21 protein-coding genes and 1 pseudogene are annotated in these 26401 nt (G+C 63.8%); 16 read left to right on the top strand and 6 right to left on the bottom strand.

Features of this window, described 5'->3' with window-relative positions:
- Positions 1 to 18 precede the first annotated feature (18 nt).
- Positions 19 to 726, bottom strand: coding sequence for a UDP-N-acetylmuramate--alanine ligase (locus LDO29_RS16410; RefSeq protein WP_224080841.1), 708 nt, complete (start codon positions 724 to 726; stop codon positions 19 to 21).
- 184 nt (positions 727 to 910) lie between these two features.
- On the opposite strand from LDO29_RS16410, the gene mpl reads away from it, so the two are divergent.
- The 15 genes and pseudogenes from mpl to LDO29_RS16335 all read left to right on the top strand — a co-directional run bounded on the left by mpl (position 911) and on the right by LDO29_RS16335 (position 20541).
- A complete protein-coding gene (mpl, locus tag LDO29_RS16405; protein ID WP_224080840.1) occupies positions 911 to 2284 on the top strand; it encodes a UDP-N-acetylmuramate:L-alanyl-gamma-D-glutamyl-meso-diaminopimelate ligase in 1374 nt (457 codons plus the stop codon).
- Positions 2285 to 2294: 10 nt separating this feature from the next.
- Complete coding sequence (locus LDO29_RS16400; RefSeq protein ID WP_224080839.1) at positions 2295 to 2903, top strand: YqiA/YcfP family alpha/beta fold hydrolase; 609 nt, start codon at positions 2295 to 2297, stop codon at positions 2901 to 2903.
- Positions 2900 to 3505: a chorismate--pyruvate lyase family protein gene (locus LDO29_RS16395; RefSeq protein WP_224080838.1), complete on the top strand. Its 606-nt coding sequence runs from the start codon at positions 2900 to 2902 to the stop codon at positions 3503 to 3505. Before LDO29_RS16400 ends, LDO29_RS16395 begins: the two co-directional genes overlap by 4 nt.
- Positions 3506 to 3542: 37 nt before the next feature.
- Entirely contained in the window at positions 3543 to 4283 is a 741-nt protein-coding gene (gene fabG, locus LDO29_RS16390) for a 3-oxoacyl-ACP reductase FabG (RefSeq protein ID WP_224080837.1), read from the top strand.
- Positions 4284 to 4465: 182 nt separating this feature from the next.
- The gene (locus LDO29_RS16385) at positions 4466 to 6568 is read left to right on the top strand and encodes a ribonuclease catalytic domain-containing protein (RefSeq protein WP_224080836.1); all 2103 of its coding nucleotides are present in this window, start codon (positions 4466 to 4468) and stop codon (positions 6566 to 6568) included.
- A 194-nt stretch (positions 6569 to 6762) separates the two neighbouring features.
- Positions 6763 to 7632 (top strand): energy transducer TonB, encoded by an 870-nt coding sequence (locus LDO29_RS16380; protein ID WP_396022677.1) that lies wholly within the window; start codon positions 6763 to 6765, stop codon positions 7630 to 7632.
- Positions 7632 to 8519 carry a shikimate dehydrogenase gene (gene aroE / locus LDO29_RS16375; protein ID WP_224080834.1) on the top strand — a complete coding sequence of 296 codons (888 nt, stop codon included), beginning with the start codon at positions 7632 to 7634 and terminating at the stop codon, positions 8517 to 8519. The genes LDO29_RS16380 and aroE overlap by 1 nt, the downstream gene beginning before the upstream one ends.
- Positions 8520 to 8585: 66 nt before the next feature.
- Positions 8586 to 9287, top strand: coding sequence for a monofunctional biosynthetic peptidoglycan transglycosylase (gene mtgA / locus LDO29_RS16370; RefSeq protein ID WP_224080900.1), 702 nt, complete (start codon positions 8586 to 8588; stop codon positions 9285 to 9287).
- A gap of 350 nt (positions 9288 to 9637) precedes the next feature.
- Positions 9638 to 11957, top strand: a pseudogene (locus LDO29_RS16365) (type VI secretion system Vgr family protein).
- Positions 11958 to 11966: 9 nt separating this feature from the next.
- Entirely contained in the window at positions 11967 to 14501 is a 2535-nt protein-coding gene (locus tag LDO29_RS16360; RefSeq protein ID WP_224080833.1) for a glycoside hydrolase family 19 protein, read from the top strand.
- Entirely contained in the window at positions 14453 to 15034 is a 582-nt protein-coding gene (locus tag LDO29_RS16355) for a hypothetical protein (RefSeq protein WP_224080832.1), read from the top strand. The genes LDO29_RS16360 and LDO29_RS16355 overlap by 49 nt, the downstream gene beginning before the upstream one ends.
- Before the next feature lie 48 nt (positions 15035 to 15082).
- The gene (locus LDO29_RS16350; RefSeq protein ID WP_224080831.1) at positions 15083 to 15325 is read left to right on the top strand and encodes a hypothetical protein; all 243 of its coding nucleotides are present in this window, start codon (positions 15083 to 15085) and stop codon (positions 15323 to 15325) included.
- Between the two features lie 213 nt (positions 15326 to 15538).
- Entirely contained in the window at positions 15539 to 15859 is a 321-nt protein-coding gene (locus LDO29_RS16345) for a PAAR domain-containing protein (protein ID WP_318035505.1), read from the top strand.
- Entirely contained in the window at positions 15860 to 17098 is a 1239-nt protein-coding gene (locus tag LDO29_RS16340) for a hypothetical protein (RefSeq protein WP_224080830.1), read from the top strand.
- Positions 17095 to 20541: an ImcF-related family protein gene (locus tag LDO29_RS16335; RefSeq protein WP_224080829.1), complete on the top strand. Its 3447-nt coding sequence runs from the start codon at positions 17095 to 17097 to the stop codon at positions 20539 to 20541. The genes LDO29_RS16340 and LDO29_RS16335 overlap by 4 nt, the downstream gene beginning before the upstream one ends.
- 50 nt (positions 20542 to 20591) lie before the next feature.
- Here LDO29_RS16335 and corA read toward each other — a convergent pair whose 3' ends face one another.
- Together corA and LDO29_RS16325 are read right to left on the bottom strand one after the other, a co-directional pair.
- Entirely contained in the window at positions 20592 to 21554 is a 963-nt protein-coding gene (gene corA / locus LDO29_RS16330) for a magnesium/cobalt transporter CorA (RefSeq protein WP_224080828.1), read from the bottom strand.
- A gap of 476 nt (positions 21555 to 22030) precedes the next feature.
- Complete coding sequence (locus LDO29_RS16325) at positions 22031 to 22945, bottom strand: DMT family transporter (protein ID WP_224080827.1); 915 nt, start codon at positions 22943 to 22945, stop codon at positions 22031 to 22033.
- 194 nt (positions 22946 to 23139) lie between these two features.
- Here LDO29_RS16325 and pyrF point away from each other — a divergent pair, with 194 nt between their 5' ends.
- Positions 23140 to 23958 (top strand): orotidine-5'-phosphate decarboxylase, encoded by an 819-nt coding sequence (pyrF, locus tag LDO29_RS16320; RefSeq protein WP_224080826.1) that lies wholly within the window; start codon positions 23140 to 23142, stop codon positions 23956 to 23958.
- A gap of 67 nt (positions 23959 to 24025) precedes the next feature.
- On the opposite strand, the gene LDO29_RS16315 is transcribed toward pyrF, so the two are convergent.
- The 3 genes from LDO29_RS16315 to thiL all read right to left on the bottom strand — a co-directional run bounded on the left by LDO29_RS16315 (position 24026) and on the right by thiL (position 26262).
- On the bottom strand, positions 24026 to 24523 hold the full coding sequence (locus tag LDO29_RS16315; RefSeq protein ID WP_224080825.1) for a CinA family protein: 498 nt from the start codon (positions 24521 to 24523) through the stop codon (positions 24026 to 24028).
- A gap of 67 nt (positions 24524 to 24590) precedes the next feature.
- Positions 24591 to 25157: a phosphatidylglycerophosphatase A family protein gene (locus tag LDO29_RS16310; protein WP_224080824.1), complete on the bottom strand. Its 567-nt coding sequence runs from the start codon at positions 25155 to 25157 to the stop codon at positions 24591 to 24593.
- A 124-nt stretch (positions 25158 to 25281) separates the two neighbouring features.
- Entirely contained in the window at positions 25282 to 26262 is a 981-nt protein-coding gene (thiL, locus tag LDO29_RS16305; protein WP_224080823.1) for a thiamine-phosphate kinase, read from the bottom strand.
- Between the last annotated feature and the right edge of the window lie 139 nt (positions 26263 to 26401).

Raw genomic sequence — 26401 nt, 5'->3', positions numbered from 1 at the left:
TGACAGGACGGACCGGCTTCAGTTCGAATCGTCAGTTTCGCCGGCCTCGCCGGTCTCGTCGGCTGCCAGCAGTGCCTGCACGGCCTGCAGGTCGGCCCTGGCTGCGCGGCCGCTCGCATCGGTGCGCACGGCGCCGCGCTCGTCGTCGGCATCATACAGAGCAATATGAATACCGACCGGGGCGCTCAGTTCTGCCCGCACTTCGCCGGCCAGCAGGCGCGCCTCGCGGCGGTCGGGCCACTGGCCTTTCCAGAGGAAGCTCAGGGTTTCCACTTCACCGCGGCCGCCGAAGTGGCGAGTCTCGCTGGTTTCGAAGTCCACGCCGGCATTGAGCAGGTGCAGTGTGGCGTCCTTGGTACTGTCGCAGAAGCACTGCAGATAGATATCCGAATGCTCGGTGGCGGTGCCATTGAGCACGGCGCCCACGAGATACGGCCGGAACGCCGCCAGGTCCTCCATTGCCAGCACCGCCACGCGGCGCAGCAGCGCCAGGATGCGCGGCTGCGTGTCGGCGTGGAAAAGCGCCTGATAAGCGCGCACTTCGGCCTCGATCATCTCGTTATCGGGCAGCCATTCGCCAGCGACGCGCTGATCGCCAAGCAACTGGCGCGCAGCCTTGCGTTTCGCGGTGGCGTAGTCGGCGCCGTCTTCGGCGATCATGCGTGCCGCGGCCTGGGCGATCTCCTCGCGCAGTCGGACGGGGTCGGAAAGGGTGCGTCGGGACATGTCCGGATGATACCGGAGCAGGGCGGGGAACCGGTGTGACAACCGGTGCGGCAAGCGCTGCCGCAGTGCAGCGAAGCGCGGAAGCGCTCGGGTACAATCAGGGGCTTCCTGCCCGGCATGGTCCGCCGGACCATCGCTGGCATGCCGACCGGCCCGGCCGGTCTCAAGTCTTTCCGGGAACCCCATGCATATACATATCCTTGGCATCTGCGGCACTTTCATGGGCGGCCTGGCGGTACTCGCCAAGCAGGCGGGCCATCGTGTCACCGGCTGCGATGCCAATGTCTATCCACCGATGAGCACCCAGCTCGAGGCCCAGGGCATCGAGCTGATCGAAGGCTTTGACCCGGCCCAGCTCGCGCTGGAGCCGGACCTGTTCGTGATCGGCAACGTGGTGTCGCGCGGCAATCCGCTGATGGAAGCCATCCTGAACCGGAACCTGCCCTATGTGTCGGGGCCGCAATGGCTTGGCGAACACGTGCTGGCGGGCAAGTGGGTGCTTGCCGTGGCCGGCACCCACGGCAAGACCACCACCACGTCGATGCTCGCGTGGATCCTGGAAGATGCCGGCTACAACCCCGGCTTTCTCGTGGGCGGCGTGCCGCAGAACTTCGGTATCTCGGCGCGCGTGACGGAGTCGGACTTCTTCGTGATCGAGGCGGACGAATACGACACTGCCTTCTTCGACAAGCGCAGCAAGTTCGTCCACTACCGCCCGCGCACAGCGATCCTGAACAACCTGGAATACGATCACGCTGACATCTTCCCGGATCTCGACGCGATCGAAACGCAGTTCCACCACCTGGTGCGAACGGTGCCGGGGCAGGGCCGTCTGGTCGTCAACGGCCTGGAAGCCAGCCTCGCCCGCGTGCTCGAGCGCGGCTGCTGGAGCGAGGTCGAGCAGTTCGGCGTCGGTGACTGGCGCGAAAGCGATGCGGGCTCCGACGATGGCAAGGACGCTTTCGACGTCTGGTTCGGCGAGGCCGTGCAAGGCCGCGTGACGTGGGACCTGCAGGGCACCCATAACCGCCTGAACGCGCTGGCCGCCATTGCCGCCGCGCGCCATGTCGGCGTGCCGCCGGCGCAGGCCATCGAATCGCTGGGCCGCTTCGCCAATGTGAAACGACGCATGGAAGTGCGCGGCGTGGCGGGCGGCGTGACCGTCTATGACGACTTCGCGCACCATCCCACCGCGATCCAGACCACGCTGGACGGCCTGCGCCGCCGTGTCGGCGGTGCCCGCATCCTGGCCGTGCTGGAGCCGCGCTCCAACACCATGAAGCTCGGCGTGATGAAGGCGCAGCTCCCGGCCAGCCTCGAGCAGGCCGACCTGGTATTCGGCTACGGTGCGCCAAGCGGCAAGGATGCGCTCGGCTGGGACCTCGCCGGTGCGCTGGCGCCGCTCGGCAAGAAGGCGGCGGCGTTCCACGATCTCGGCGCGCTGGTCGAGGCCGTGCGCGCCGCGGCACAGCCGGGCGACCACGTGCTGGTCATGAGCAACGGCGGCTTCGGCGGCGTGCACCAGAAGCTGCTGGACGCGCTGGGCGCCGCGGGCTGAGGGCGCCGACATGCTGCTGTACCTGCACGGATTCCGCTCCTCGCCGCAGTCATTCAAGGCGCGGCTGGTGCAGGAGCGCATGCGCGAGTGGGGCGTGGGCCGCTACTACGCCTGCCCCTTGCTCAATGTTTCGCCCGACCGGGCCATCGCGCAGGCCGAAGCCGCCATCCACGCGGCGCGCGCGGGCGGCGACCAGGAAATCGCCATCGTCGGCTCCTCGCTGGGCGGCTTCTATGCACGCTGGCTCGGCGAGCGCCATGGCTGCCGCACGGTGCTCCTGAACCCGGCCATCCATCCGTGGACCGACCTGCAGCAATACATCGGCGAACAGCCGCTGTGGCATGGTGGCGGCTCGATCACGGTCGAGCCGCGCCACATGCAGGAACTGCTCGACTTGCGCGTGGATACCCTCGCGTATCCCGAACGGTATTACCTGCTGGCGACGACCGGCGACGAAGTGCTCGACTACCGTGAGATGGTGGCGGCCTGTCAGGGCGCGCATATCCGCATCATCTCCGGCAGCGACCACGGCATCAGCGAGTTCGCCGACTACGTCGACGACGTGCTGGCCTTCTGCGGCTATGGGCCCGGCGGCGTGGTGCCGGGCCGCGCGGCATGAGCGCGCAATACGCGCGCCGCTGCGGCTGGACCTGCCACCTGCCCTTCGATACGGCAATTCCGCCCAACCTGAGGCACTGGGTCACAGGCGAAGGGTCGCTGACCGCGCGGCTGGTGGCTGCCTCCGAACGTTTCCGCGTGCGCCGCCTGTTCCAGGCCTCGGCGCAGCCCTATCTCGATGAATGGCAGGCGCTTGGGCAATGCTGCCGTGAACCGGCGCTGACGCGCGAAGTGCTGCTGATCTGCGACGAGCAGCCGGCTGTCTACGCGCACACCGTCGTGCGCGAGCGCCATGCGCGCCGCGACTGGCCGTTCCTGCGCGGCCTGGGCGAGCGCCCGCTGGGCGGGCGCCTGTTTGTGGATCCGGCCGTGCGGCGCGATCCGTTCCAGTTTGCGCGGCTGCTGCCGCACCACCCGCTGCGCCAGGCGCTGCAGCGGGTCCTGCCGGCCATGGCGCCGGTGCCGATGCTGCCGGCGCGCCGCTCCGTATTCCGGCGCGGCGCCGGCGTCATGCTCGTGACAGAGGTCTTTTTGCCGGACCTGCTGGCACGGCCCTCACGGGGACTCCGGCAAAGCCGTCCATCAGACCGGGGCCCCGACTGACTTACACACTACCCAGAGATAAATAAGAGAAAACATCATGAAATTGCAGGGTCGCGTTGCCATCATCACCGGCGCAGCCGCCGGCATCGGGTTTGCCACGGCCGAGCGCTTTGCCGCCGAAGGCGCCATTGTCATCCTGTGCGACGTCCAGGAAGCGCGTGTGCGCGAGGCTGCGGCGAAGCTGGCCGCCGCGGGTGCCACCGTCGCAGCCTATCGTGTCGACGTGACGCGCCGCGACGAGGTCGATGCCATGGTCGCCGCGGTGCTGGCCACGCATGGCCGCATCGATGTGCTCGTCAACAACGCCGGCATCACCAAGGATGCGCGCCTGGCCAAGATGACCGAGGCGCAGTTCGACGCGGTCATCGACGTCAACCTGAAGGGCGTGTTCAACTGCGCGCAGGCCGTCGCCAGCGTGATGACCGAGCAGGGCAAGGGCGTGATCCTCAACGCGTCGAGCGTGGTCGGCCTGTACGGCAATTTCGGCCAGACCAACTACGCGGCCAGCAAGTTCGGCGTGATCGGCTTCACCAAGACCTGGGCGCGCGAACTCGGCCCCAAGGGCGTGCGCGTGAACGCCGTGTGCCCGGGCTTCGTCAACACCGAGATCCTGCAGACCGTGCCGCAGAAGGTGCTCGACGGCATGAAGGAATCGTGCTGGCTGCGCCGCCTGGCCGAACCGTCGGAAATTGCCAGCGTGTACGCCTTCCTGGCCAGCGACGACGCCAGCTATATCAACGGCGTCGCCATCGAGACCAGCGGCGGCATGTCGCTCTGACATCACCCGGCGTTCGGCCACCATTCCGGTTCCCGGCAAGCGGCCGGAACCGGTGCGGTATCATTCTGACTTTGGCACTTGCGGCCAGCGGCCCCGTCAGGGGCACTCACACTATCTCCCCGGAACCCGTGTCGTTGCCGCCTGAGCGGCAGGGTTCCCGGCATTTCTGAAAGTACCGATCGATGCAGTTGCTGTTCGAAGAAGGCGGCGAGATTCGCGCCGGCACCGTGCTGACCCAGCAAGGCGAGGCCTACCAGGTCGAATTGCCGGCCGGCAAGCGCACCAAGGTCAAGTCGCGCGACGTGCTGCTGCAGTTCGCGCAGCCGTCGGCGATCGAACTGGTGCGCCAGACCGGCGAGATGACGGCCGAGATCGACCTGGACTTCCTGTGGGAATGCGCGCCGGAAACCGAGTTCGGCTTTGCCGAGCTGGCCACCGAGTACTACGGCGCCGACGCCGGCCCGGTGCAGCAGGCGGCGCTGGCCATGGCCCTGCATGGCAACCCGGTGTACTTCCGCCGCAAGGGCCGCGGGCGCTACCAGCGCGCGCCGGAAGACCAGCTCAAGGCCGCACTGGCAGCGCTGGAGCGCAAGAAGCAGCAGGCGCTCGTGCAGGCCGAATACGAGGAACAGCTCAAGGCGCTGACCTTGCCGGAATCGTTCCGCAATAAGGTGCTGCAACTACTGTTCAGGCCTGACAAGAACAGCCTCGAATACAAGGCGATGGACGCCGCCTGCACGGCGCTGGGCATGTCGCCGATGCGCCTGATGGTGGCCGCCGGCGGCGTGGCCAGCGCGCGCGCCCTGCACGAGGCCAAGTTCCTCGCCGAGTGCTTCCCGAAGGGCACGGGCTTCCCCGAAGTCGACGTGCCCGAGCCATCCGGCGACCTGCCGGTGGCGGACGTGGAAGCGTTCTCGATCGATGACGTGACCACCACCGAGATCGACGACGCGTTGTCGGTCACCGAACTGCCTGGCGGCAACCTGCGTATCGGCATCCACATCGCCGCGCCCGCGCTTGGCATCCGCCGCAGCGAACCGCTCGACGCGATCGCGCGCCAGCGCCTGTCCACGGTCTACTTCCCGGGCGACAAGATCACCATGCTGCCCGACGCCGTGGTCGACCGCTACACGCTGCAGGAAGGCCGCCGTTGCCCGGCACTGTCGCTCTACGTGACGGTAGAGCCATCGCATTGGCAGGTGCTGGGCAGCGAGACCCGCGCCGAGATGGTGATGATCGCGGCCAACCTGCGCCACAACCTGCTCGACGACGTCATCACCGAGGCCTCGCTCGCCGACGGCACCGGCGATTACCCGTTCCGCGCCCAGCTCACGCGGCTGTGGCATTTCGCCGGCTACCTCCACGACGAGCGCCAGAAGGCCCGCCTGGCCAGCGGCCTGCGGCCCGAATCCCACAATCGCGCGGACTACAACTTCTACCTGGACGACCAGTCCGACGGCAGCCAGCGCGTGCGCATCGAGCAGCGCAAGCGCGGTTCGCCGCTGGACAAGATCGTCGCCGAGCTGATGATCCTGGCCAACAGCATGTGGGGCAAGCTCCTGGCCGACAACGGCGTGCCCGGCATCTACCGCACGCAGAAGGCCTGGGGCATGCACCGCACCCGCATGCAGACCTACCCGGCCCCGCACGAAGGGCTGGGCGTGGCGCAGTACGCATGGAGCACTTCGCCGCTGCGCCGCTACGTCGACCTCGTCAACCAGTGGCAGATCCTGGCGGTGGCGCAGCATGGCATCACGGCCAAGCTGGTGGCGCCGTTCAAGCCGAAGGATGCCGACTTGCTGGCCGCCGTGGCGGATTTTGAAGGCACCTACGCCGCCTATGCCGACCACCAGTCCACCATGGAGCGCTACTGGTGCCTGCGCTGGCTGCAGCAGGAAGGCCGCGAGCGCATGATGGCCACGGTGCTCAAGGAGGGCGCGGTGCGCTTCACCGAGATCCCGCTGGTCACGCGCGTGCCGGAGCTGGCGCAGGCCCTGCGCGGCACCCAGGTGCTGCTCGAGATCGGCGCCATCGACGAGATCTCGCTCGATGTGTCGTGCCGGGTGCTCGAAGTCTTTGCCGGTGAGGGCGCGTTGCCCGAAGAAGAGCTCGAAAGCGACGAGGAAGCCGCGGAGGTCTCGGCCGAAGCGGCAGCGGAGATGGCGGCCGAGCAGGCCGCGGAGCAGTCGGCCGAAGGCGGCGCGCCCACGGAAGAGGGGGCCGGCGACGGCAAGGGCGACGAGGCGTCTGCCGCGCGCGACACCATTGTTCCCGGCCAGGGCTGATTCCTTCGGAAAAGCCGGCGGCTCACATACAATGCCCTTCTGACCCGGTCCAGCCGCCGGGCCGAGGGTGCAGCATGACGCCATGCTGCCCCGGCGAATCTCCCTAGCGATTCCTCAAGCCATTGTCCAGCCAGCTCTCCATCGTGAACGCCGCTCTCGTCGATCCCCGCCACTGGTGGCATGCCAGCAGCACGCTGGCCAAGGCGCTGGCCATCTCGGTAGCCGTGCATATCGTGCTGCTGATGGTGCGGATTGCAGCGCCCGAGGTGTTCGAGATCAAGCGCCCCGATGCGGCACTGGACGTGGTGCTGGTCAATTCCAAGTCCGCCCAGAAGCCGCGCAACCCGACCGTGCTGGCGCAGGCCAACCTCGACGGCGGCGGCGACCATGACCAGCAGCGCGCGACCACGCCGCTGCCCGCGCAGACCGCATCGCAGGACGGTGACCTGGTGCGCCAGGTGCAGCGCCGCGTCGAGCAGCTCGAGCTGGAACAGCAGCGCCTGATGACGCAGTCGCGCGAAGCCGCGCCGGCCGTGCGCAGCCAGCCGCTCAAGCCCGGCGAGCAGCGCCAGGACAACCTGCTGCGCGGCCAGGACGAGCGTACTTCCACGGACGAGATGGCCAAGCTGGAAGCGGAGATCGGCCGCAACCTGGAGCACTACGCCAAGCGGCCCAAGCGTTACCAGCTCACCGCCACGAGCGCGCGAGCCGTCGACTACGCCCAGTACTATGACCGCCTGCGCCGCAAGATCGAGGCGCGCGGCACCAGCGATTTCCCGCAACGCAACGGCAAGCCGTTGTACGGCCAGCTGATCCTGGTGATCAACGTGAACCGCCTGGGCAAGCTCGGGTACAACCGCGACGGCTACAACGTCGATGCCATCGACGTGGTCAAGAGCTCGGGCGATCCGGCGCTGGACCGCCAGGCCGTGGCCATCGTCCGCGCCGCCGCGCCGTTCGGCCCCTTTACGGCCGAGATGGCGGCGCGCCAGGACATCCTCGAAGTCATTTCCACATTCAAGTTTTCGCGCAGCGGGCTGGAAACCCGCTTGCAGGCCCGCTGATGACCTCCACTGAATCCTCTTCCCAGCCGGCTGACCGCTACGTCGTGGTCGGCAACCCGGTTGCGCACAGCCGCTCTCCCTTTATCCATGCTGCGTTCGCGCAGCAGACCGGCGAGGCCATCGAGTATGGCCGCCTGGAAGCGCCGCTCGACGCGTTCGCCGATACCGTGCGCGCCTTCCTGGCCGAAGGCGGCCATGGCTTCAACGTGACCGTGCCGTTCAAGCTGCAGGCCTACGACCTGGCAGATCGCCTGACGCCGCGCGCGGAAGCGGCCGGCGCCGTCAATACGATGTGGATCGAGGACGGGCTGATCCACGGCGACAATACCGACGGCATTGGCCTGGTGCGCGACATCCAGGACAACCTCGACACGCTGCTGGAAGACAAGCGCGTGCTGCTGCTGGGCGCGGGCGGCGCGGCCATGGGCGCGATGCTGCCGCTGATCGAATGCCGGCCGTCCCGCATCGTGGTGGCCAACCGCACGGCCTCGCGCGCGAGCGACATGCTGGAAGAGTTCGTGGAAGCCGCTGATTCCTTCGGCGTGGAGCTGTGGGGCGGCGGCCTGGATGCGCTGGAGCAGCTGTCCGAGGATGAGGCCTGCGACGTGGTCATCAACGCATCTTCGAGCAGCCTGCATGGTGAACTGCCGCCGGTGCCGGCGTTCCTGCTTGGCGACGGCGTGCTCGCTTACGACATGATGTACGGCGCCGAGCCGACCGTGTTCTTGCGTCATGCCGCGCAGTGCGGCGCGCGTACGGCCGACGGCCTCGGCATGCTGGTCGAACAGGCGGCCGAAGCGTTCTACATCTGGCGCGGCGTGCGTCCGCGCACCGCGCCCGTGCTGGCCGACCTGCGCGCTGCGCTGCAGGCCGAGCACAAGGGCTGAACGCCGCCGGTGCCCGTGGCCACCCGACAGCGCACCACGCGCGCCGCCGGCACGGCATTCGCCCCGATGCGGTGGGTCGGCTACCTGATCGGTTGCGTGCTGGCCGGCGTCGTCGCGATGCAGGCCTACTTCTTCCTGCAGATCGCGGCCTGGCAGTACGTGACGCCTTCGTCCACGTCATTCATGCGCGCCGAGCGCTGGCGCCTGTGCGGCTTCAATGTCTGGAACTGCGGCATCGACCGCCGCTGGGTACCGTACGACCAGATCTCGCGCAACCTCAAGCGAGCGGTCATCGCGAGCGAGGACGCTGACTTCGTCAACCATCCCGGCTACGAGATCGATGCCATGCTCGACGCGTGGGAACGCAACAAGAAGCGCGGCCGCGTCGTGCGCGGCGGTTCGACCATCACGCAGCAGCTCGCCAAGAACCTCTTTCTCTCACCGGAGCAGCATTACCTGCGCAAGGGCCAGGAACTGGCCATCACGTGGATGCTCGAATTCTGGCTGGACAAGCAGCGGATCTTCGAGATCTACCTGAACTCGGTGGAATGGGGCGAGGGCGTGTTCGGTGCCGAGGCCGCGGCCCAGCATTATTTCCGCACCAGTGCCGCCAAGCTCGGCGTAGGCCAGGCTGCGCGCCTCGCGGCGGCGCTGCCGGCGCCGAAGTGCTTTGACAAGAAGGCGTACTGCGCGAATGTGCACGTCAACTTCAAGGTGAAGGCAGGGATTATTGCCAGGCGGATGGGGGCGGCTACGTTGCCCGATTGAACGCCGGCGAACCGGTTGGCTCCTACATCATCCCCTAACCCCCGTTGCGCTCCGACCTGACGGGCAGCGTCGATCTGTCGCTGTTGCAAATCGCCTTGCCGCACGAGGCGGGGTATCGGCGATATCGACGACAACCAGTCGTCAATCGTCCGGCTCTTTTGCGATACATCATCTGCTGATCGGAAGGACGAAAATTCCCAAACCAAGTTCGGATTAACTCTATATCCGCCCTAAGTCGATTGCCTTAGTTTGCGCTGAGGTTGGGCGCAGTGGTCCGCGATCCTCGCGCCCAAGATTGCCTGATATCCGCGTGCTCCCATCTGGGGCGTGCCTGACAAAAGGAATCGACGATGGCCGAGGGATGGGGTGATCCAGCAGCGCTGGTCACGGGAAGACAGGCGTATTTTCTCGACATTCCCGGCGCACCGAGTGCCAGTGGGCTCTCGGTGGTGTCGTTCAGGGCCGTGGAGCGTCTCGGCGAACCATACGAGGTGACGATCCAGCTGACCCACCCGCTGGAACTGGATCGTGCGGAATACCTCACCAAGGCGGCGGCCTTCGTCATCCAGCCCGCGGATGACAGCGAGCCGCGGCGCTTCGCCGGACGCATCACCGGCTTTGCCAAAACCCGGCAGACGCGCGACTTCTGCGCGTACGAAATCGTGGTGCAGCCGGAGGTTGCGCTACTCGGGCTGACCCGGCGAAGCCGCATCTACCAGCAGAAAACCGCCCCGCAGATCATCGAGGCGATCCTGCGCAGCCATGACCTCAGGGGTCACCAATTCGCGTTCAAGACGCGGCGGCAGTATCCCGAGCACAAGTTCCGCCTCCAGTACCAGATGTCCGACTGGGACTACATCCGGCTGCTGATGGAGCAGGAGGGACTGTACAGCTATTCTGTGCCCGGCAAATTTGGCGAGATGATTGTCTTTGGCGACGATATCGACCACTACATCTATCAGCCGGAACTGAGGGTGCCCTACCGGGAGACGGCGGGGCTGGAGGCCGGCATTGAAGCGGTGTTCGCCCTTCAGACTCGTGCGAAAACGGTGCCGGAGTCGGTCCTTGCGGCCGACTACAACCCTGACAACGCCTACGAGCGCTTCAAGGCCGAGGCCAACATCGCGCGCAAGGACCGCACGACTTACGGCCAGCCCTACGTCTATGGCACGCACCACCTCGACCAGGACAGCGCCAAGTGGGAGGCGCAACTGCGCCACGAAGCCGCGCTGGCCGGACAGGTCGTCTACGAGGGCGAGAGCAATGTGCTGGAGCTGCACCCGGCGCGCATCCTGCGCATGGATGTCACGCTACCCGATGCGCCGAACGGACAGGTCATCACCGAAGTTATCCACAGCGGCGCACGGGATCAGGCATACCGCAACACATACAAGGCGATTCCCTCGGACCGGCGCTTCCGCCTGCCGATGGATGATTCGAAATGGCCTCGTATCGCCGGAACGCTCAGTGGTCGGATTACCTCGCCGGGCCAGTATAAATATGCCTACCTGACGCAGGACGGGCACTATGTCGTCCGCTTTGACCTGGACTTTGACGCGCGGCCCAAGGGTGGCGAAAGCGTGCCGCTGCGCCTGGCCAAGCCTTTCGCTGGGGGCTTGCAGACGGGTTTTCATTTTCCACTGATCGATGGGACCGAGGTGGCGATCGCCTTTCATGATGGCAATCCGAACCGGCCGTATATCGCGCACGCGCTGCACAACAGCTGGCAGGACGACCTGATCACTAACCAGGACCGTTGGCTGTCGCGAAATGTCATTCGTACACAGAGCAATAACAAGCTGCGGATGGAGGATTGGGAGGGTCAAGAGAGCATCAAGCTGTCTACGGAGTATGGGGGCAGAACTCAGCTCAACTTGGGCTATCTGGTTGACGGCAGCAAGAAGAAGCGTGGAGATGGGTTTGAGCTGCGGACGTCGGGATACGGCGCCCTACGCGGCGGCAAAGGACTCTATCTGTCGGCGGATGACCAGCCGGGCGCTGGCGGCCAACAGCTCGACATGCAGAACGCCGACGAGACGCTACGGCAAGCCGTAGATCTGCTGCGCAACCTGAACGAATCCGCCAATGCCGCGAAGGCGTGGCTGGCAGAGATCGACCAGCAGCGCGACCTGATTGAGCAGCGGTTATCACGACTGCAGAAGCCTGTCCTCCTCGCCAATGCCCCCGATGGGGTCGGCGTTGCAAGCGGTCAGAACTTGCAGTTGGCAGCTCGCCAACAGATGTTCATGACCGCCGGCAATGGGCTCGATATCGGAGTGCTCAAGCGCCTCTCCCGCCGCGGCGGGAGAGGCCATCTCCCTATTTGCCGCGAGACTCGGCATCCGGATTTTTGCCGCGAAAGGCAAGGTCCAGGTCCAGGCCCAGGGTGATGCGCTGGAACTGATGGCATTGAAAGACGCCACGCTGAGTTCCACCGAGGGCAAGGTCCTGATCACGGCTGCCAAAGGCATCATGCTGGGCGATGGCTCCGGCGCATACATCTCGATCGAGAACGGCAAGATTGTCCTCGCCAGCCCAAGCGGCGAGATTGCAGCCAAAGGCAACCTCAATGTCGAGGGTCCGGCCGGAGGAGGCTTCACGTTCCCGAACTGGACGAATGCGCCCGTCAAGGGCATCAAGGGCGATATGAACTTCGGATTCTCTGAGTAGGGCGAACCCATGGCGAAAAACACCCCGACCAACCCGCCCAATCCACCACTGAGGCCGTTGCGGTTTGCCTTTCCCTTCCGTAAAAAGGCAGAAGGCGAGGGCAAGAATCCCGTCGAGATTACCGATGAGAATGAGTTCCACAAACTGCTGAAGAAAGAGCCCTCGGGCTCCTATTCGGTCAGCAGCAAGGGGATGTGGCATGGCGGTATCCACATCACCGAAGCCGGGGCCGGCCGGTCTCTTGACATCAAGGGCGGCGTGCGCTGCATTGCCGATGGCGAAATCGTGGCGTGGCGCATGAATCGGTCGTACCCGGTGAGCGAATTGCCTGCGCAGGCCGGCCAGCCTGCCATCACCGCCCCTTATAGCACTGGCTTCGCTCTCGTGCGCCATGCCATGGAGTTTCCGCGTGGCACGAAGCTGACCTTGTTCAGCCTGTACATGCATCTGCAGGATTTCGAAGGGTATGAGAGCGAAAAGACACTGCCAAGACCCCCGTACTGGGTCCCGGAATTCAAGGTCTCTGAATTTGCCAGGGATAAGCCATCCGCAAGCCCCCATGGCCGGGCCGCACCTGCTGATCAGCAAGGACTACGGATCCGCGCGACCCATCCGCACGGCACACCTCTTTGCATCCTGCCGCACGGAACGCAGTTCAGCATCAGTGAACGCACGGGCGACTGGGGGAAGATCAAGGATACGCACGGCGCGCAGCCATACCCGCCCCAGGCGGGCGGCTTCGTGGCGCCGGCCGCGCCCATCGGGGGCTGGGCGTTCCTGGGCAAGGAGCACGGCGGCAAGGTGGTCGAGGAAATCATGCCGGACACTTCCCTTGACCAGGTGGTTATCCCGCCCACGCCAGTCAAGGTCAAGGCGGGCGACCTGATCGGCCACCTGGGGCGCTACGATTCGCTCAACCAGCGCACCTCGAACCGCATGGTTCATATCGAGGTGTTCTGCGGGGACGACATCAAGCCGTTCCTGCAGAAGGGGCGTGCATGGATTGCCGAACACGCATCCAGGCCCCAAGACTGGAAAGAACTGGGCCTGCCCAGCGAACCCACGATCCTGCGGGTTGCCAAGGGGACGAAGTTGTACCGCGAGGCATTCAACGAGGGGCAGGATGCGCCCCGCACGGATGTCACCCTGGTGGCCACTCTGGCCGAACTGGGCAAGCGTCCAAACAATCCACGCACGGAAACCACGCCGGGGAACGACAGCCTCAAGCAGAACTGGTGGAAGGTGGACGGTGCAAACATGCTGCACAACGACATCAGCGGCTGGGTACGCGAGCAGAACTTCACAGGCGGTCGGGTGACCCGCGAGTTCGCGCAATCCTGGATCGATTTCGATACGTTCGAAGACGCACACGATCCCACGCACACGATGTTCGCTACCACCAAGGCATACGTGGACTACGTAATGGGCGCGAACGTGCCGGAGCCGGGCGCGCTCGGCAAGCTGAGCCCCCTCATGGCCAAGGTCTATCGCGCCATTTATTCAACCGGGGATGGCAGCCGCGCTGCCGATGAACTGTGTGACGCCGCCAATAGTCCGTGGCGGGCGCTACGCATGTCCCGGCTCATCATCAAGCATGAGACCGAATGGGCCAAGCCCGCCAAGTGGCAGCAGTTGATTCAGGAAATTGAAAGGCAGACGGGGGTGAAACCCCAGCACGAGGCTGAGAAGAGGCGAATTGAGAAACTGGTCTGGTGGGATGAGGTGAAGCGGGGCGTATCCAATCTGCCTGCATCGGATGTGTTTCATATTCATCCGATTGGGTTGGTGGGGAATTTCAAAGTGGAGGGTTTGGTATGCGTGCACTGCGGCAGCGATCTTTCTGTTACACCCGAGGTGCTTAAGGAAATATTTCCGAATATAAGCAATGACAATGCGGAAAAATTTTCCCCGATAATAAATGAGATTTTTAAGAAATATGAAATAAATACATGTAATCGTGTATCCCATTTTTTTGGTCAATGCGAAGTCGAGTGCACTGGGTTTACAGCCTTTCGCGAAAGCTTGTATTACACAAGTGGGGACCGACTGTGGGGGACATATCCCACAGCTTTGAAGGCAGGCCTTCATCGATTGCATCCTCGGTGGACACCGTCACAGATAGAAGATTATTCGAAGAATAATTTGACCCACAATGACAGCGAACTCGGTGAGGTATTGTTTGGTGACGATGGTTATCCCGGGCGAGACTATCGGGGGCGTGGTTTGCTCCACATGACATGGCTCGCTACGTACAAGGAATATAAGCGAGCTAGTGGCAATGACGTGGTGATAGATCCGAGTAGAGTCCAAAACGAACCGTATATTGCGACAGACTCATCGGTGTGGTTTTGGAGTTCGCGATCGATTAATGGATATGCTGATGCTAATGATGTCAAGGGTGTAACGAGGGTAATTAACCCAGCACTAAAGGATTTTGATCGACGAAGAGTTGCGGCGAAACGATCTTTTGACCGATTGAATAACGGGAGACAACCTTGTCTATTGAATTGGGACGCGAACTTGACTGCGGAGAAAGGGTGGTGAAAAGGATAATAATTTATCTGATCTTGATGCTCAGGGCATTTACTATGTCGGGCCTATCCTTTGCTGAAGATGGACGACAAAAGGAAATATCCGCTGATGTAATAAGGAGTGGTTGTTCAGTTCTATTTTCGACGCATCCCCACCCCTACCTCGATGATCCGCTGAGTTCGGCGCCAATTGATGTGATTGCGTCATGGCGCTGTCTTGATGGTGAAAATTTGCCTATTGATAAATATGAGATTAATGGGGTAAGCCCGGAGATTGTAACCGTGTTTTTCTGGAGGGATAGTAGTATTGTGGTGTTGGTGAGATGGTCCATAAATTCTCTGGCTGCTGATTATGTGGGTAATTATTACAAGGTTTTTATTTACAAATACCTAAAAGATAATCATCAGTTCGTAGTGGGTGATGAGGCGATGAAGGGTTTTCCCGCCGGTTGGGATGGTCGAACCAAGAGCGGAGTGAGGGTGAGATATCCGTTCAAGGATGCGGCATCTATAAAAAGAAGATTTGCGGCAATGGGTTTTGAGTGATGCTTCATGAAACCTATTGCTAGGTAAGCTGAGAATCAGCATCGATCCATGATTGCAGCAGAAAGTGTGGGTGGTGGTCGCGAGGGTAATGCGTGCGTCGTCAAGTTGTTATACGTATGGGCGACAAACAATTATTTCGTGAGAAAATTTATTATATTTGCTTTTGGATTTATGTTATTTGTACCAATAACAGCTCAAGCGGCGTCGTTTGCCGGAATATGGGACTGGACGATGGCCAGAGAAATGCGGGACTTTTTCCGTATTTATGAAGCGAGGCGGAAAAAAGATTAATGGCAATATTGTGCGATTTCGTTGAGTGTGGCGAGAGTTGATTGTGATGATGAGAGCAACCTCAACATTCATGGCGAGATCGATCGACCCAAAAAAATGCGACTGTGAAGTTTTTTCATATTTTGGTGCAAAAGAGGGTGGAGCTACGATGCGAATTTGAGGTGGATTTTTTTTGGGGGGAGATTACAGTCGATCCGCTTAGCGGTGATTTTTATGCCCCGCATGACGCGGTGTTGGATCGAAAAAGATGAAGCTAAATGGGATGTCTCTAGCCATATGACTAACTTCGCAGATGAAGGTGACGTCACGACCCACGGCGGGAAGATTCTGACGGGCTCCGGCCGAATCAAGGTGAATGGCCGGCGTGCGGCCCGCGCCGGTGATCTCGTTTCTTGCCCGATTCACGGCGACAACCCGATCGTATCGGGAAGCTCTAGGATGACGGACGCTGGCGTGCCGCTGGTTCGGGACGGCGACGTCACCCAGTGCGGAAGCGTCCTAATTGCCCGCACCAGCGACGCGACGGTGCGATAGATGCCAGTTGATTTCTGCCGGGTACCTCCTCGGGTGACAGTGCCGGCACCGCCACATCCGTCGGTGCTCTTCTGGTCAGCATTACTCGCTGTTTTCCTGGGCGCGGCCATTGCACTCACAATCGTCATGTGGCCGCCTGGCAGGCCGACCAACGTGCCTTTGTTCTGGCTCTGTTGCCTCGTTTATCCCTGTGCGCTCTGGGCGTTCTTCCTCGCCCTTTCGCTGGGCTACGGCCACATGCGGTGCGATACTGCGCGAGCCGACAACCTGGCCAGCGACGAGATCGAATCCCAATGTCACGACGAGGCCAGCGTACCGCTTGCCGTGCTGGGGCATGCGTGGCGCTTTGCCGGTGATAAGGACGCCAACGATGTCACAGACATCGTCAGTGGCGCCACACAACTAGGTCTCCGGCCAAGTGGGGCAGAGCCGGACAGCGATGTTCGCGCCCGCTGGCTGGAGATACCAGGCAAGCCGTTCTATCCAGGCAACGCGTTGGGGGAGCACCAGCGTCATCTTGTGATAAGTGAATGGCTGCTCGCCGAATTGATCGAGGATATGGCGCCGGGCTTGGACGCATTGCCCGCGGGCTGTTCCCTGCAAGTTCACTTGAGCCTTCAATCCATGCTGGACTTGGACGACGTATGCAAGGATTTGGAGACGCGTCTCCAGGCCAGGGTGCCGGCGCTGCGGATCACTACGACATCGAGCGCGGACGATCTACCGCTTTCCGAGGTGGACACATGGCACGACACGATGACGAACAGTGATGCGCAACTGCTCATCGCCATTCAGCTGCGCCGTGCCATTAGTCAGCGCCTGGTGGACGGCGAAGCCGAAGTCGGTGTCGCCCTGCTGTTGGGGCACCCGGGGAGCTCCTGTGCGCCTTTTTCATCGCCGGGTCTGGCGTTGCATCGGCCCGCCGTTGAAATACCCGATGCTGCGGCCAAGGCCGTAAGTCTCGCCACACGATGGGGACAGACCGAAGCGGCGCGAGTCAGGACGATCTGGTGCCACCTGCCGAGCGAAGAACTGGTCCGCGAGGTCAAGTCCTTGCCTGAGTACCAGCCGGCGCTGTGGATTGATGTTGGCGCATCCGTCGGGAATTGCGCTGGCGCCGGTGCATGGCTGACCACCGCACTCGCCATCGCCCACGCATCGCGCGATCCATCTCCTCAGATCGTGCTTTCCCAGCACGATCACAACGTGATTGCCCTGGTATGCAAGAAGCAAGTATGAGTGACAACAAGCCAATAGCGTCGGCAGGTGTCTTTCTTGGGATTGCCCTGTTTTTCGTCTACGTAACGTTGGCTGTCAGCGCATGGGCTCTGCGGCCTGCGCAGGGTTGGTCGATCGAGTGGCTGACCATCATTGAGCTGGGGCTGTTGGTGGGATTCCTGCTCGGACTGGTGTTCCTCAAGCCGATGCAAGCCATCATCCTGTGGATGTCCAATCTGAAGGCGGCCAGATTCGTGGCAGAGCAATTCCGGAAAGAGACTGCCTCTGATCGCCAAAAGAATGCCGCTCAGACCGGTCAGATTCCTCCCCAGGAACAGTTCCGCGCACTGCGCGAAGCCCTGCGTACGCATTACGGCTGGCGTTGGCGGTATCGGCAGCCGTGGTTGCTGATTACCGGAGACGACAGCGCTATTGTCCGCCTGCTGCCCGGGCTCGCCACATCCGGATGGCTGCTGACCGTCGATGCCATTTTGCTCCGGTCCACGAACGGGCCGAATCATCAACCGGATACCGCCTGGCTCAAACAACTGTACAAACTGCGCCGCTCGCGCCCGATCGACGCCATCGTGGTCGTGACGGATGGTGAAGCGACACTGCCCAAGGATCGCCTCGGTACACACAGTATTGCGCTTGGCCTGACCCGCATCACCGAGGCCTTGCGATGGTCGGCGCCGATCTACATTCTCGATGCGGTGCCAACGAAACCGGCACCGTCCGCCATGATTCCGGTTGTGGCTTGTGACGTGCCATCTCATGGTGATGCATCGACCGTCGAGACGGCCCTGCAGGTCCTGCGTAGCGATCTGTCGTTCCGTTACATCGCATCACTGACCAAGGATGCCCCCAAGCGTCACCTCGGAGAGCTTTCCCATCACCTGGACAGCCGCAGCCCGGTGTTGGCGGAGTGGATAGCCGGGTTGCTGGGTCGGCGGTATCCGGTGCGCGGGGTCGTGTTTGCCCCTGGTGCGATTGCGACCACCGACACCGCGGAGGATGCCAATGCCGATCTGCCGCTCTGGCAGTATCTGGGCGATTCGGCGCGGCTTCACAGGGGTCGCAGGACCGCTGGGCACCCGATTACGTGGGGGACAGGGCTGATACTGTGTGCCATCGCGTTCTGGACGTCCGGTATGCTGCTTTCCGGCTGGAACAACACGCGGGACGTAAGCGCCGCAAGGCAAGCCGTCAGTGGTATCCAGTCGGCGCCCAACGCCGCCGCGCGCCTGCGGGCGCTGATGGCCCTGCAACAGGAGATCGAGCGCTTCGAATACCGTACGCAATACCACGCGCCATGGCTGACCCGTTTCGGCCTGAACCGCGACCCGGAAGTGCTGGCCGCACTGTGGAAGCCTTATACGCAAGCCGCCCGGCAACTCCTGATCACGCCCGTGCAGCAGAACCTGGAGGCTTCGCTCGTCGATCTCGGCCAACTGCAGACCACTTCGCTCGATGACCAGACCAGCAAATGGGCCATGGGCGGTCGCGATGGCCTCAAGGCCTACCTGATGTTGTCCAATCCGGACCGGACGGCCCCCGGCTTCCTGGCTTCGCAGCTGGCAAGCCAATGGTCTACAGAGGCCCGCATCGCGCCCGGCGAGAAGCAGGACCTCTCCGAGCGCCTGTTCCGGTTCTACGCGGAACACCTGAAGGCGAACCCCGACTGGAAGATCGACGCCCGACCCGAACTCGTCGCTGGTGCGCGCCAGACGCTGCTGGCGGTGATCGGCGCACGCAACGCGCAGGACACGGTGTACCAGCAGATCCTCGACGGCGTGGGCAGTAAATATTCGGACCAGACCCTGGCGTCGCTGACCGTGGGCACAGACACGCATGGCCTGCTGCATGCATCGGCCATCGTGCCCGGGGTATTCACCCGCCAGGCTTACGAGGGTTACATCGCGGATGCCATCGAGGAGGCCGTGAAGCGTCGCGACGTGAGTACCGACTGGGTACTGGTCGATGGCCACGCCAGCGGCAGCGAGCCGCGCCTGTCCGCTGACGAACTGCGCGCGGCGCTCACGCAGCAGTACTTTGCCGATTATGCCGAGCACTGGCAGGACTTCATGAACGCGCTGCAGTGGGAGCCGGCTCCTGCGCTGCCCGCGGCAATCGGCCAGCTCAAGCTGTTGGCCGATGCACGCCAGTCGCCCGTGATCGCACTGATGAAGTCACTGGAATACCAAGGCGGCGCGGGCAGGCAGAAGGCATCGCTGTCGGACGCACTGGTGACCAAGGCGAAGGATATCTTCAGCAACAAGGGCGAGGCACCGCAAACCGCCAAGCCAGAACCCACAGGCCCGCTTGATGCCGCCTTTGGGCCGGTGCTCCGTCTTGTGGGCCTGTCCAGTCAAGGCACAGCCAACAGCGACCTGAGCCTGCAACGCTTCCTCGACCGGGCCACCGCGCTGCGGTTGCGCCTGCAACAGGTCAATGCCAGTCCCGACGCTGACGCACAGGCGCGCCAGATGGCTCAGGCGCTGTTCCAGGGCAAGGGCTCGGAGCTGGCCGACACCCAGGCCTATGCGCAACTGATGGCAGCCAGCCTCGGCACGGAATGGGCGGGGATGGGCGAAACCCTGTTCGTGCGGCCCATCACCCAGGCGATGCAGACCATCGTGCTGCCCGCGCAGGCAAGCCTCAATGAGGGCTGGCAGCGCTCCATTCTGGTGGTCTGGAATCAGCTCTTCGCCGGGCGCTATCCATTCACCGATACCCCCAACGATGCATCGTTGCCCGAGTTTGCGCAGTTTGCGCGCCCGCAAGGTGGCCGAATCCAAATGTTTCTGTCAACGCAGCTTGCCGGCATGCTGGAGTTGCAGGGCGATCAATGGGTGCCAACGGCTGCCGCGCGAGACGTCAGGTTTGATCCGGAGTTCCTCAAGTTCATAAACATTGTGCAACGCATTGGCAGCCGAATGATGGCGCAGGGCGAGCCGCAATACCGTTTCGAACTCAAGCCGGTTCCTACCCCTGGTCTGACCGATACCGTGCTGATCATCGACGATCAGAGGCTGCACTATTACAACCAGCGGGAAACGTGGCAACGGATGACCTGGCCCGCCAGCAACCTGCAAGATCCAGGCGCTCGCCTCCAGTGGCAATCTGAAACGGCCATGACGAACAAAAGCTATGAGTTTGGTGGGCGCTTCGGGCTCCTGCGCATGCTGGCGCGTGCGCACATCGAGCAGGTCGATGGCGCCACCTACCAGATCGGATGGCGTGCAGTGCCCGATACCGGTGCCTCGGCTGACGGATCAGACGCAGCCAAAGCCCCCGAAATCCGCTTCCTGCTCCGCAGCGAGGCAGGGCCGGGGGCGCTGGATATGCTGACCTTGCAGGGTCTCAACGTACCGCAGCGCGTCTTCATGACCGGCAAGGCGAGCACCGCGGCTGATGCCGCACCTTCCCCGGCCAATCGTGACACGCACAAGGGGAGCCGGTGAAGGCTGGCCAGTGGGAGGGAGAATGCCGGCGGCAGGCTTGACTCAGCCTCTCAACTCAACCACCCCTTGCGCCGGAAATACACCAACGGAATCGCCGCCGACACCGCCATCAACGCAATCGCCCACGGATACCCCGCGGCCCAGTCCAGTTCCGGCATGATCTTGAAGTTCATGCCGTAGATGCTTGCGATCAGCGTGGGCGGCATCAGCGCCACCGACACCACCGAGAACAGCTTGATGATCTTGTTCTGGTTGATGTTGATGAAACCGACGGTCGCGTCCATCAGGAAGTTGATCTTGTCGAACAGGAACGCGGTGTGGTTTTCGATCGAGTCGATGTCGCGCAGGATCTGGCGGGCTTCGTCCTGCTGCTCGGCCGACAGCAGCTGGCTGCGCATCAGGAAGGACACCGCGCGGCGCGTATCCATGACGTTGCGGCGGATGCGGCCGTTCAAATCCTCCTCGCGCGCGATGGTTTCCAGCACGTCGGCGGCGGCGGCATCGGTCACGTTCTCGGCCAGCACGCGGCGGCTCGCTTCTTCCAGGCGTTCGTAGATTTCCTCGATGGAGTCGGCCGAGTATTCCGCGTCGGTGGCATACAGGTCCATCAGCACGTCCTTGGCGTTGCGCACCGAGCCCGGGCGCATGCGCGCGCGCAGCCGCACCAGGCGGAACACGGGCAGGTCTTCGTCGTGGATGGAAAACAGCACGTCGCGCGTGAGCACGAATGCCACGCGCACGTTGCGTGAAGCCTCTTCCTCGTCGAGCAGGAAGTCGGTGCGGATGTGGATGTTCTCGTCCTCGCCTTCAAAATAACGCGCGGACGCTTCCAGGTCGCCCAGGTCTTCCAGTTCCGGCAGGGCCACGCCGTACGCTTCCTTGATCCAGGCGAGTTCCTCGTCGTCGGGGCTGACGACGTCGATCCAGATCGGCTTGTGCTGCAGCAGCTCGTTGCGCTCGTCGACCTGCTCCTGGGCAAGCCGGCCTTTCTGCAGGACGAACAGGTTGATCATCCCCGGGATTCCTTATTGCTAATGCTGATTGCGACGAAAAACAAAGACAAGCGCGAAGACCAGCGCAGGCGGGCTCGCCGCATCCCAGGGTGGTCCGGACCGGTTCAGTGCGGAATCACGGGCAAGCGTGATCGCGCTGCGCATGCGGCGGCGGGCCGGTGGGCGCAAGGCGATGGCGTTTGCCTGGGGTGGCTGGCAAGCCGGGAGAGGGAAGATCCGCAATGGCACGGCACGCGCTCCGGCGGCCGTTGGCGATACGGAAAAACACTCGCCCGCATGGATTTCTGCGGGCGATGCGACGAGGCGGGAGCGCGTGGCGGCTCCGGCGGTTCGTCTACGCAGCCCGCAGTGACATGGCATCCGACGAAGCTGCGTAAACGGCGTTATCGCGGCAACTCGAACACCCGATGCTACTGCCCACGTAGTTTCTCCGGGATTGTGATGGCCGCGAGTGTAGCCCAACGCAGGGGGGCTTGTTAAGTGAAATCTCCACGCGCCGCGCTGGCCCGCAGGCGTCGCCGCAACAGAGGCACGAGCATCACCGAGGACAGTGCCGCGAACATCAGCACGATGGCTGTGTAGTCCTGCCAGTGCGGCTGCTCGCCAAGCATCCACATACCCGAGAACACGCCGATCACGGGAATGAACATGACCGACAGGCTCGACACCACCGGCGGCAGGTTGCGCGCGAGCGAGAACCAGACCAGGTGGCAGTAGGCGAACACCACCACGGCGTTGTAGGCGATGGCACCCCATTCGGCGGCATTCGGCATGCGCCAGCCGGTCTCGAGCAGCAGCGTGCCGGCCGCAAGGAAGGGCAGGGTGACGGCCAGCATCCAGAACGTGAGCGTGCCGATGGGAATGTCGATCTGCGTGCGCTTCATCAGCTGGGTGCCGAAGCCCCAGCCGGCCGCCGCCGCGAGCATGAGCAGGGTGCCGGCCGGACTGCCGGTCAGCGCACGGATTTCCCCGGACAGCAGCAGGACGGTGCCGGCCAGCGCGCAGCCGATGCCGACCCAGGCCGATACGCCAATGCGGTCGCGGTACAGCACCAGGCCCCACACCACGGCCCAGATCGGCATGGTGTAGCCGAGGATCGCCGCGCGCCCCGACGACAGCATCTTGACCGCGCAGATCGCCAGCAGGTGCCAGAACACCATATTTGGGATGGCCAGCTTGACGATGGCAGCCCATTGCGCGCGCGGTACCCGCAGCGATTCACCGCGTACGCGCAGCGCCAGGCCAAGTGCCGCGACGCCGCCGGCCATGCAGAGCAGCCGGAAGCCCATGGCCGGGAAGTGCGCCACGCCGATCTTCATGATGGGCCAGTTGATGCCCCAGGCAATGGTGAGGATGACCAGCAGGACGAGGCCGCGTCGATCGAGAGACATGTCGTGGGTGGCGGCTGTGCGCTACGCCGCTCTTTGTTTTGACTTTGAGCGCGAAACGATAGCACGCAGCGGGTAAAATTGCCGGAAACGACATATGCTGCGATACAGGAGGGGCGCATCCGCCCCAGCCCGCAGCGACCGGGTCGCCCGCCACGCGCCGGCGGCGCCGGAGCCACCAGGATATCGAGCAACCCATGACCTTCATCGAGCAGCTGTCTGCCGCCTGGCAGCGCAACGATTCCCTACTCTGCGTCGGACTCGATCCTGATCCGCAGAAGCTGCCGCTGTCCCTGACCGGGGCCGGCGGTGCCATTTTTTCCTTCTGCCGCGAGATCGTCGATGCCACCGCCGACCTGGTCTGCGCGTTCAAGCCGCAGATTGCCTACTTCCATTCGCAGCGCGCCGAAGACCAGCTCGAGCAGCTGATTCACTATATCCATGACGCGCACCCGGGCATTCCGGTGATCCTGGACGCCAAGCGCGGCGACATCGGTTCTACCGCCGAGCACTACGCGATCGAGGCGTTCGAGCGCTATAAAGCCGATGCGGTGACCGTGAGCCCCTATATGGGCTTCGATTCGATGCAGCCATACCTGGCCTATCCGGACCGCGGCGTGATCGTGTTGTGCCGGACGTCCAACCCCGGCGGGTCGGACGTGCAGTTCCTGCAGGTGGACGGCAAGCCGCTTTACCAGCTGGTGGCGGAAGCCGCGAAGGAGCGCTGGAACACCACCGGCCAGATGGGCCTGGTGGTTGGCGCCACGTTCCCGAACGAGATCGCGCGCGTGCGGCAGATCGTTGGCGATATGCCGCTGCTGATTCCGGGCATTGGCGCGCAGGGCGGGGATATCGAGGCGACGGTGAAGGCTGGCCGTACCGCTGACGGCACCGGGATGATGATCAACTCCTCGCGTGCCATTCTCTATGCCAGCGGCGAGAAGGATTTTGCGGTTGCGGCGCGGAATGTGGCGATGCAGACGCGGGATGCCATCAACCGCTACCGTCACGGGTAAGCTGCGCCGCCCGGGCGGACAGCATCACGACAAAGGCCGTGCCCGACCGGGCGCGGCCTTTGCCATTTCAGGCCTCGTTGCGTACCAGTTCCAGCAGCCCGCGCATGGCGTGCTCGGCCGCCTGCCGGCGGATCTGCGCGCGGTCGCCCTTGAAGCGCTGGGTTTCGGTGCGGGTGGTGATACGGTTGCTCCAGCCGAAACAGACCATGCCGACCGGCTTCTCGGGCGTGCCGCCATTGGGCCCGGCCACGCCCGTGATCGACAGCGACACCTGCGCGCGGCTGTTGAGCAGCGCGCCTTCCGCCATCGCCTTTGCGACTTCCTCGCTGACGGCGCCGTGGTCGCGGATCAGCTTGGAGGGCAAGCCGAGCATCGTGCTCTTGGCCTCATTCGAGTAGGTGACAAAGCCGCGCTCGAACCATCCGGACGAGCCGGATACATCGGTGATGGCCGCCGCCACCAGCCCGCCGGTACAGGACTCGGCCGTGGCCAGCATCAGCGATTTTTCGGCGAGGGCTACGCCGGCCTGGATGGCCAATTGATCAAGCAAGCGGCTGATGGACATAGATGAAAATTGGCTGGCGATTGGATGAATTTGGCCGGTGAAGCCAAGTGAATGCGAGGCGAAGGCGTCAGAATGAGCGCCACAGCGCGAACACCAGCAAGGTGTAGAACGCGGCGAAGATGTCGTCGAACATCACGCCGAACGCGCCGCGCAGCCCCGGGCCTTTCAGCGTGCGGTCGTAATACGCGATCGGCGCCGGCTTGGCGATATCGAACAGCCGGAACCACAGGAAGGCGGCGAACTGGCCCCAGAGGCCGGTGGGCGTGACAAAGGTCAGCACCAGCCAGAACGCGATGATCTCGTCCCAGACCATGCTGCCGTGGTCGTCCACGCCCATGTCGCGTGCCGTGCGCGCGCAGGCCCACAGCCCGATCAGGAAGCCGGCGCCGATGATCCATAGCCAGGTCGTCGGCTCGATCCACAGCGAGACGACGACAAAAGACAGCCAACCGTAGAGAGTGCCCACGGTGCCCGGACTGACCGGCGACAGGCCGGAGCCGAAGCCGAACGCGATCAGGTGCGCGGGGTGCGCCAGCATGAAGCGGGCCGTGGGCCGGCTGACCTTGACAGTCTGCCCGGCTTCGAGGGTCATGGCGGGGTCGCGCGGCGCGGCCGCGGGAGGAGAGGTCGACATCAGGAATTGGCTCGTGTGCTTATGTTTTATGTCCGCAGCGCCCGGCCTGCCAGTTTCCCGGGTTCCCTCCCGGGCATGCCGGCGTTGCGAATGCCGGCATCATGACACGCCCGCGCGCCGCTTGTCAGGGCGAGGCGAAATGGTCGAAGCTCGCGCCGGCATAGGTCACCGGGTCGCCGCCGCCGTCGACCAGCCGCAGGCCGGGCTCGGGCGTGATCGCGCCGACCCGGGTCAGCGGCAGCTCTAGGCGGTCCGCGATGGCGGCAATGGCTTCACGGTTGCCGATCGGCGCGGTAAAGCAGAGTTCGTAGTCGTCGCCGCCCGCCAGCGTGCATTCGCGCTGCAGGGCGTCGGGCTGGCTGGCGAGCACGGCCGAGCGCGGCAGCGCATCGACATCGAGCAGCGCGCCCACCTGCGAGCGCGTGAGGATGTGGCCCAGGTCGCCGATCAGCCCGTCGGAGATGTCCAGTGCGGCATGCGCCACGCCGCGCAGGGCCATGCCGAGCGCCACGCGCGGCGTGGGCATTTCCATGCGCGGGCGCACGCGGCTGAATTTTGGCTCGGGCAGCAGCCATTCGCCGCGGAAGTCGCCGAGCGCTAGGCGTGCGTCGCCGAGCGTGCCCGACACCCAGATATCGTCGCCGGGACGTGCGGCATCGCGTCGCAGCACGGCGCGCGGTGGGACGTCGCCGAATACGGTCAGGCTGAGCGTGAGCGGCCCGCGCGTGGTGTCGCCGCCGATCAGCTCGCAGCCGTGCGCGTCGGCCAGTGCCAGCATACCTTCGGCCATTTCTTCCAGCCAGGCGGGGTCGGCCTCGGGCAGCGCGAGCGCAAGCGTGAACGCGCGCGGCTCGGCGCCCATGGCCGCCAGGTCGGACAGGTTGACTGCCAACGCCTTGTGGCCGAGCGCGCGGGGCGGGACATCGGCAAAGAAATGGCGGCCGCTGACCAGCATATCGGTGCTGATGGCCAGGTGATGGCCAGGCCGCGGATCGATCAGCGCGCAATCGTCGCCCACGCCAAGCACGGCCTTGCGTACCGGCCGGGTAAAGAAGCGGCGAATCAGGTCGAATTCGGAGAGCTGCGCGCGGCGGATCGTGGACATGGGGCAAACCGGGCCAGGGCGGCGCCGGCGCAAAAATGGCGGAACGGGACAACCATGGTGCCGTGCCTGAGGCTCGGCAAGATACCGCAGCGGGTGGCAGCATTGACTGTTGCTTGCTGTTCAAGGCCTGCGGCTTGGG

Origin of the sequence: Cupriavidus laharis (assembly GCF_914271435.1) — a bacterium.
Lineage (GTDB): Bacteria > Pseudomonadota > Gammaproteobacteria > Burkholderiales > Burkholderiaceae > Cupriavidus > Cupriavidus laharis.
The sequence above is the reverse complement of the archived record's forward strand: the minus strand, read 5'-3'. Positions and strand labels throughout refer to the sequence as shown.

Coding starts and splice junctions, on each gene's coding strand:
- LDO29_RS16400 (WP_224080839.1), top strand. CDS start 2,295: ATGCTGCTGTACCTGCACGGATTCCGCTCCTCGCCGCAGTCATTCAAG.
- pyrF (WP_224080826.1), top strand. CDS start 23,140: ATGACCTTCATCGAGCAGCTGTCTGCCGCCTGGCAGCGCAACGATTCC.
- LDO29_RS16385 (WP_224080836.1), top strand. CDS start 4,466: ATGCAGTTGCTGTTCGAAGAAGGCGGCGAGATTCGCGCCGGCACCGTG.
- LDO29_RS16335 (WP_224080829.1), top strand. CDS start 17,095: ATGAGTGACAACAAGCCAATAGCGTCGGCAGGTGTCTTTCTTGGGATT.
- thiL (WP_224080823.1), bottom strand. CDS start 26,262: ATGTCCACGATCCGCCGCGCGCAGCTCTCCGAATTCGACCTGATTCGC.
- mtgA (WP_224080900.1), top strand. CDS start 8,586: ATGCGGTGGGTCGGCTACCTGATCGGTTGCGTGCTGGCCGGCGTCGTC.
- fabG (WP_224080837.1), top strand. CDS start 3,543: ATGAAATTGCAGGGTCGCGTTGCCATCATCACCGGCGCAGCCGCCGGC.
- LDO29_RS16315 (WP_224080825.1), bottom strand. CDS start 24,523: ATGTCCATCAGCCGCTTGCTTGATCAATTGGCCATCCAGGCCGGCGTA.
- LDO29_RS16340 (WP_224080830.1), top strand. CDS start 15,860: ATGCCAGTTGATTTCTGCCGGGTACCTCCTCGGGTGACAGTGCCGGCA.
- LDO29_RS16325 (WP_224080827.1), bottom strand. CDS start 22,945: ATGTCTCTCGATCGACGCGGCCTCGTCCTGCTGGTCATCCTCACCATT.
- LDO29_RS16360 (WP_224080833.1), top strand. CDS start 11,967: ATGGCGAAAAACACCCCGACCAACCCGCCCAATCCACCACTGAGGCCG.
- LDO29_RS16410 (WP_224080841.1), bottom strand. CDS start 726: ATGTCCCGACGCACCCTTTCCGACCCCGTCCGACTGCGCGAGGAGATC.
- LDO29_RS16350 (WP_224080831.1), top strand. CDS start 15,083: ATGATTGCAGCAGAAAGTGTGGGTGGTGGTCGCGAGGGTAATGCGTGC.
- LDO29_RS16345 (WP_318035505.1), top strand. CDS start 15,539: ATGCCCCGCATGACGCGGTGTTGGATCGAAAAAGATGAAGCTAAATGG.
- mpl (WP_224080840.1), top strand. CDS start 911: ATGCATATACATATCCTTGGCATCTGCGGCACTTTCATGGGCGGCCTG.
- LDO29_RS16395 (WP_224080838.1), top strand. CDS start 2,900: ATGAGCGCGCAATACGCGCGCCGCTGCGGCTGGACCTGCCACCTGCCC.
- aroE (WP_224080834.1), top strand. CDS start 7,632: ATGACCTCCACTGAATCCTCTTCCCAGCCGGCTGACCGCTACGTCGTG.
- corA (WP_224080828.1), bottom strand. CDS start 21,554: ATGATCAACCTGTTCGTCCTGCAGAAAGGCCGGCTTGCCCAGGAGCAG.
- LDO29_RS16310 (WP_224080824.1), bottom strand. CDS start 25,157: ATGTCGACCTCTCCTCCCGCGGCCGCGCCGCGCGACCCCGCCATGACC.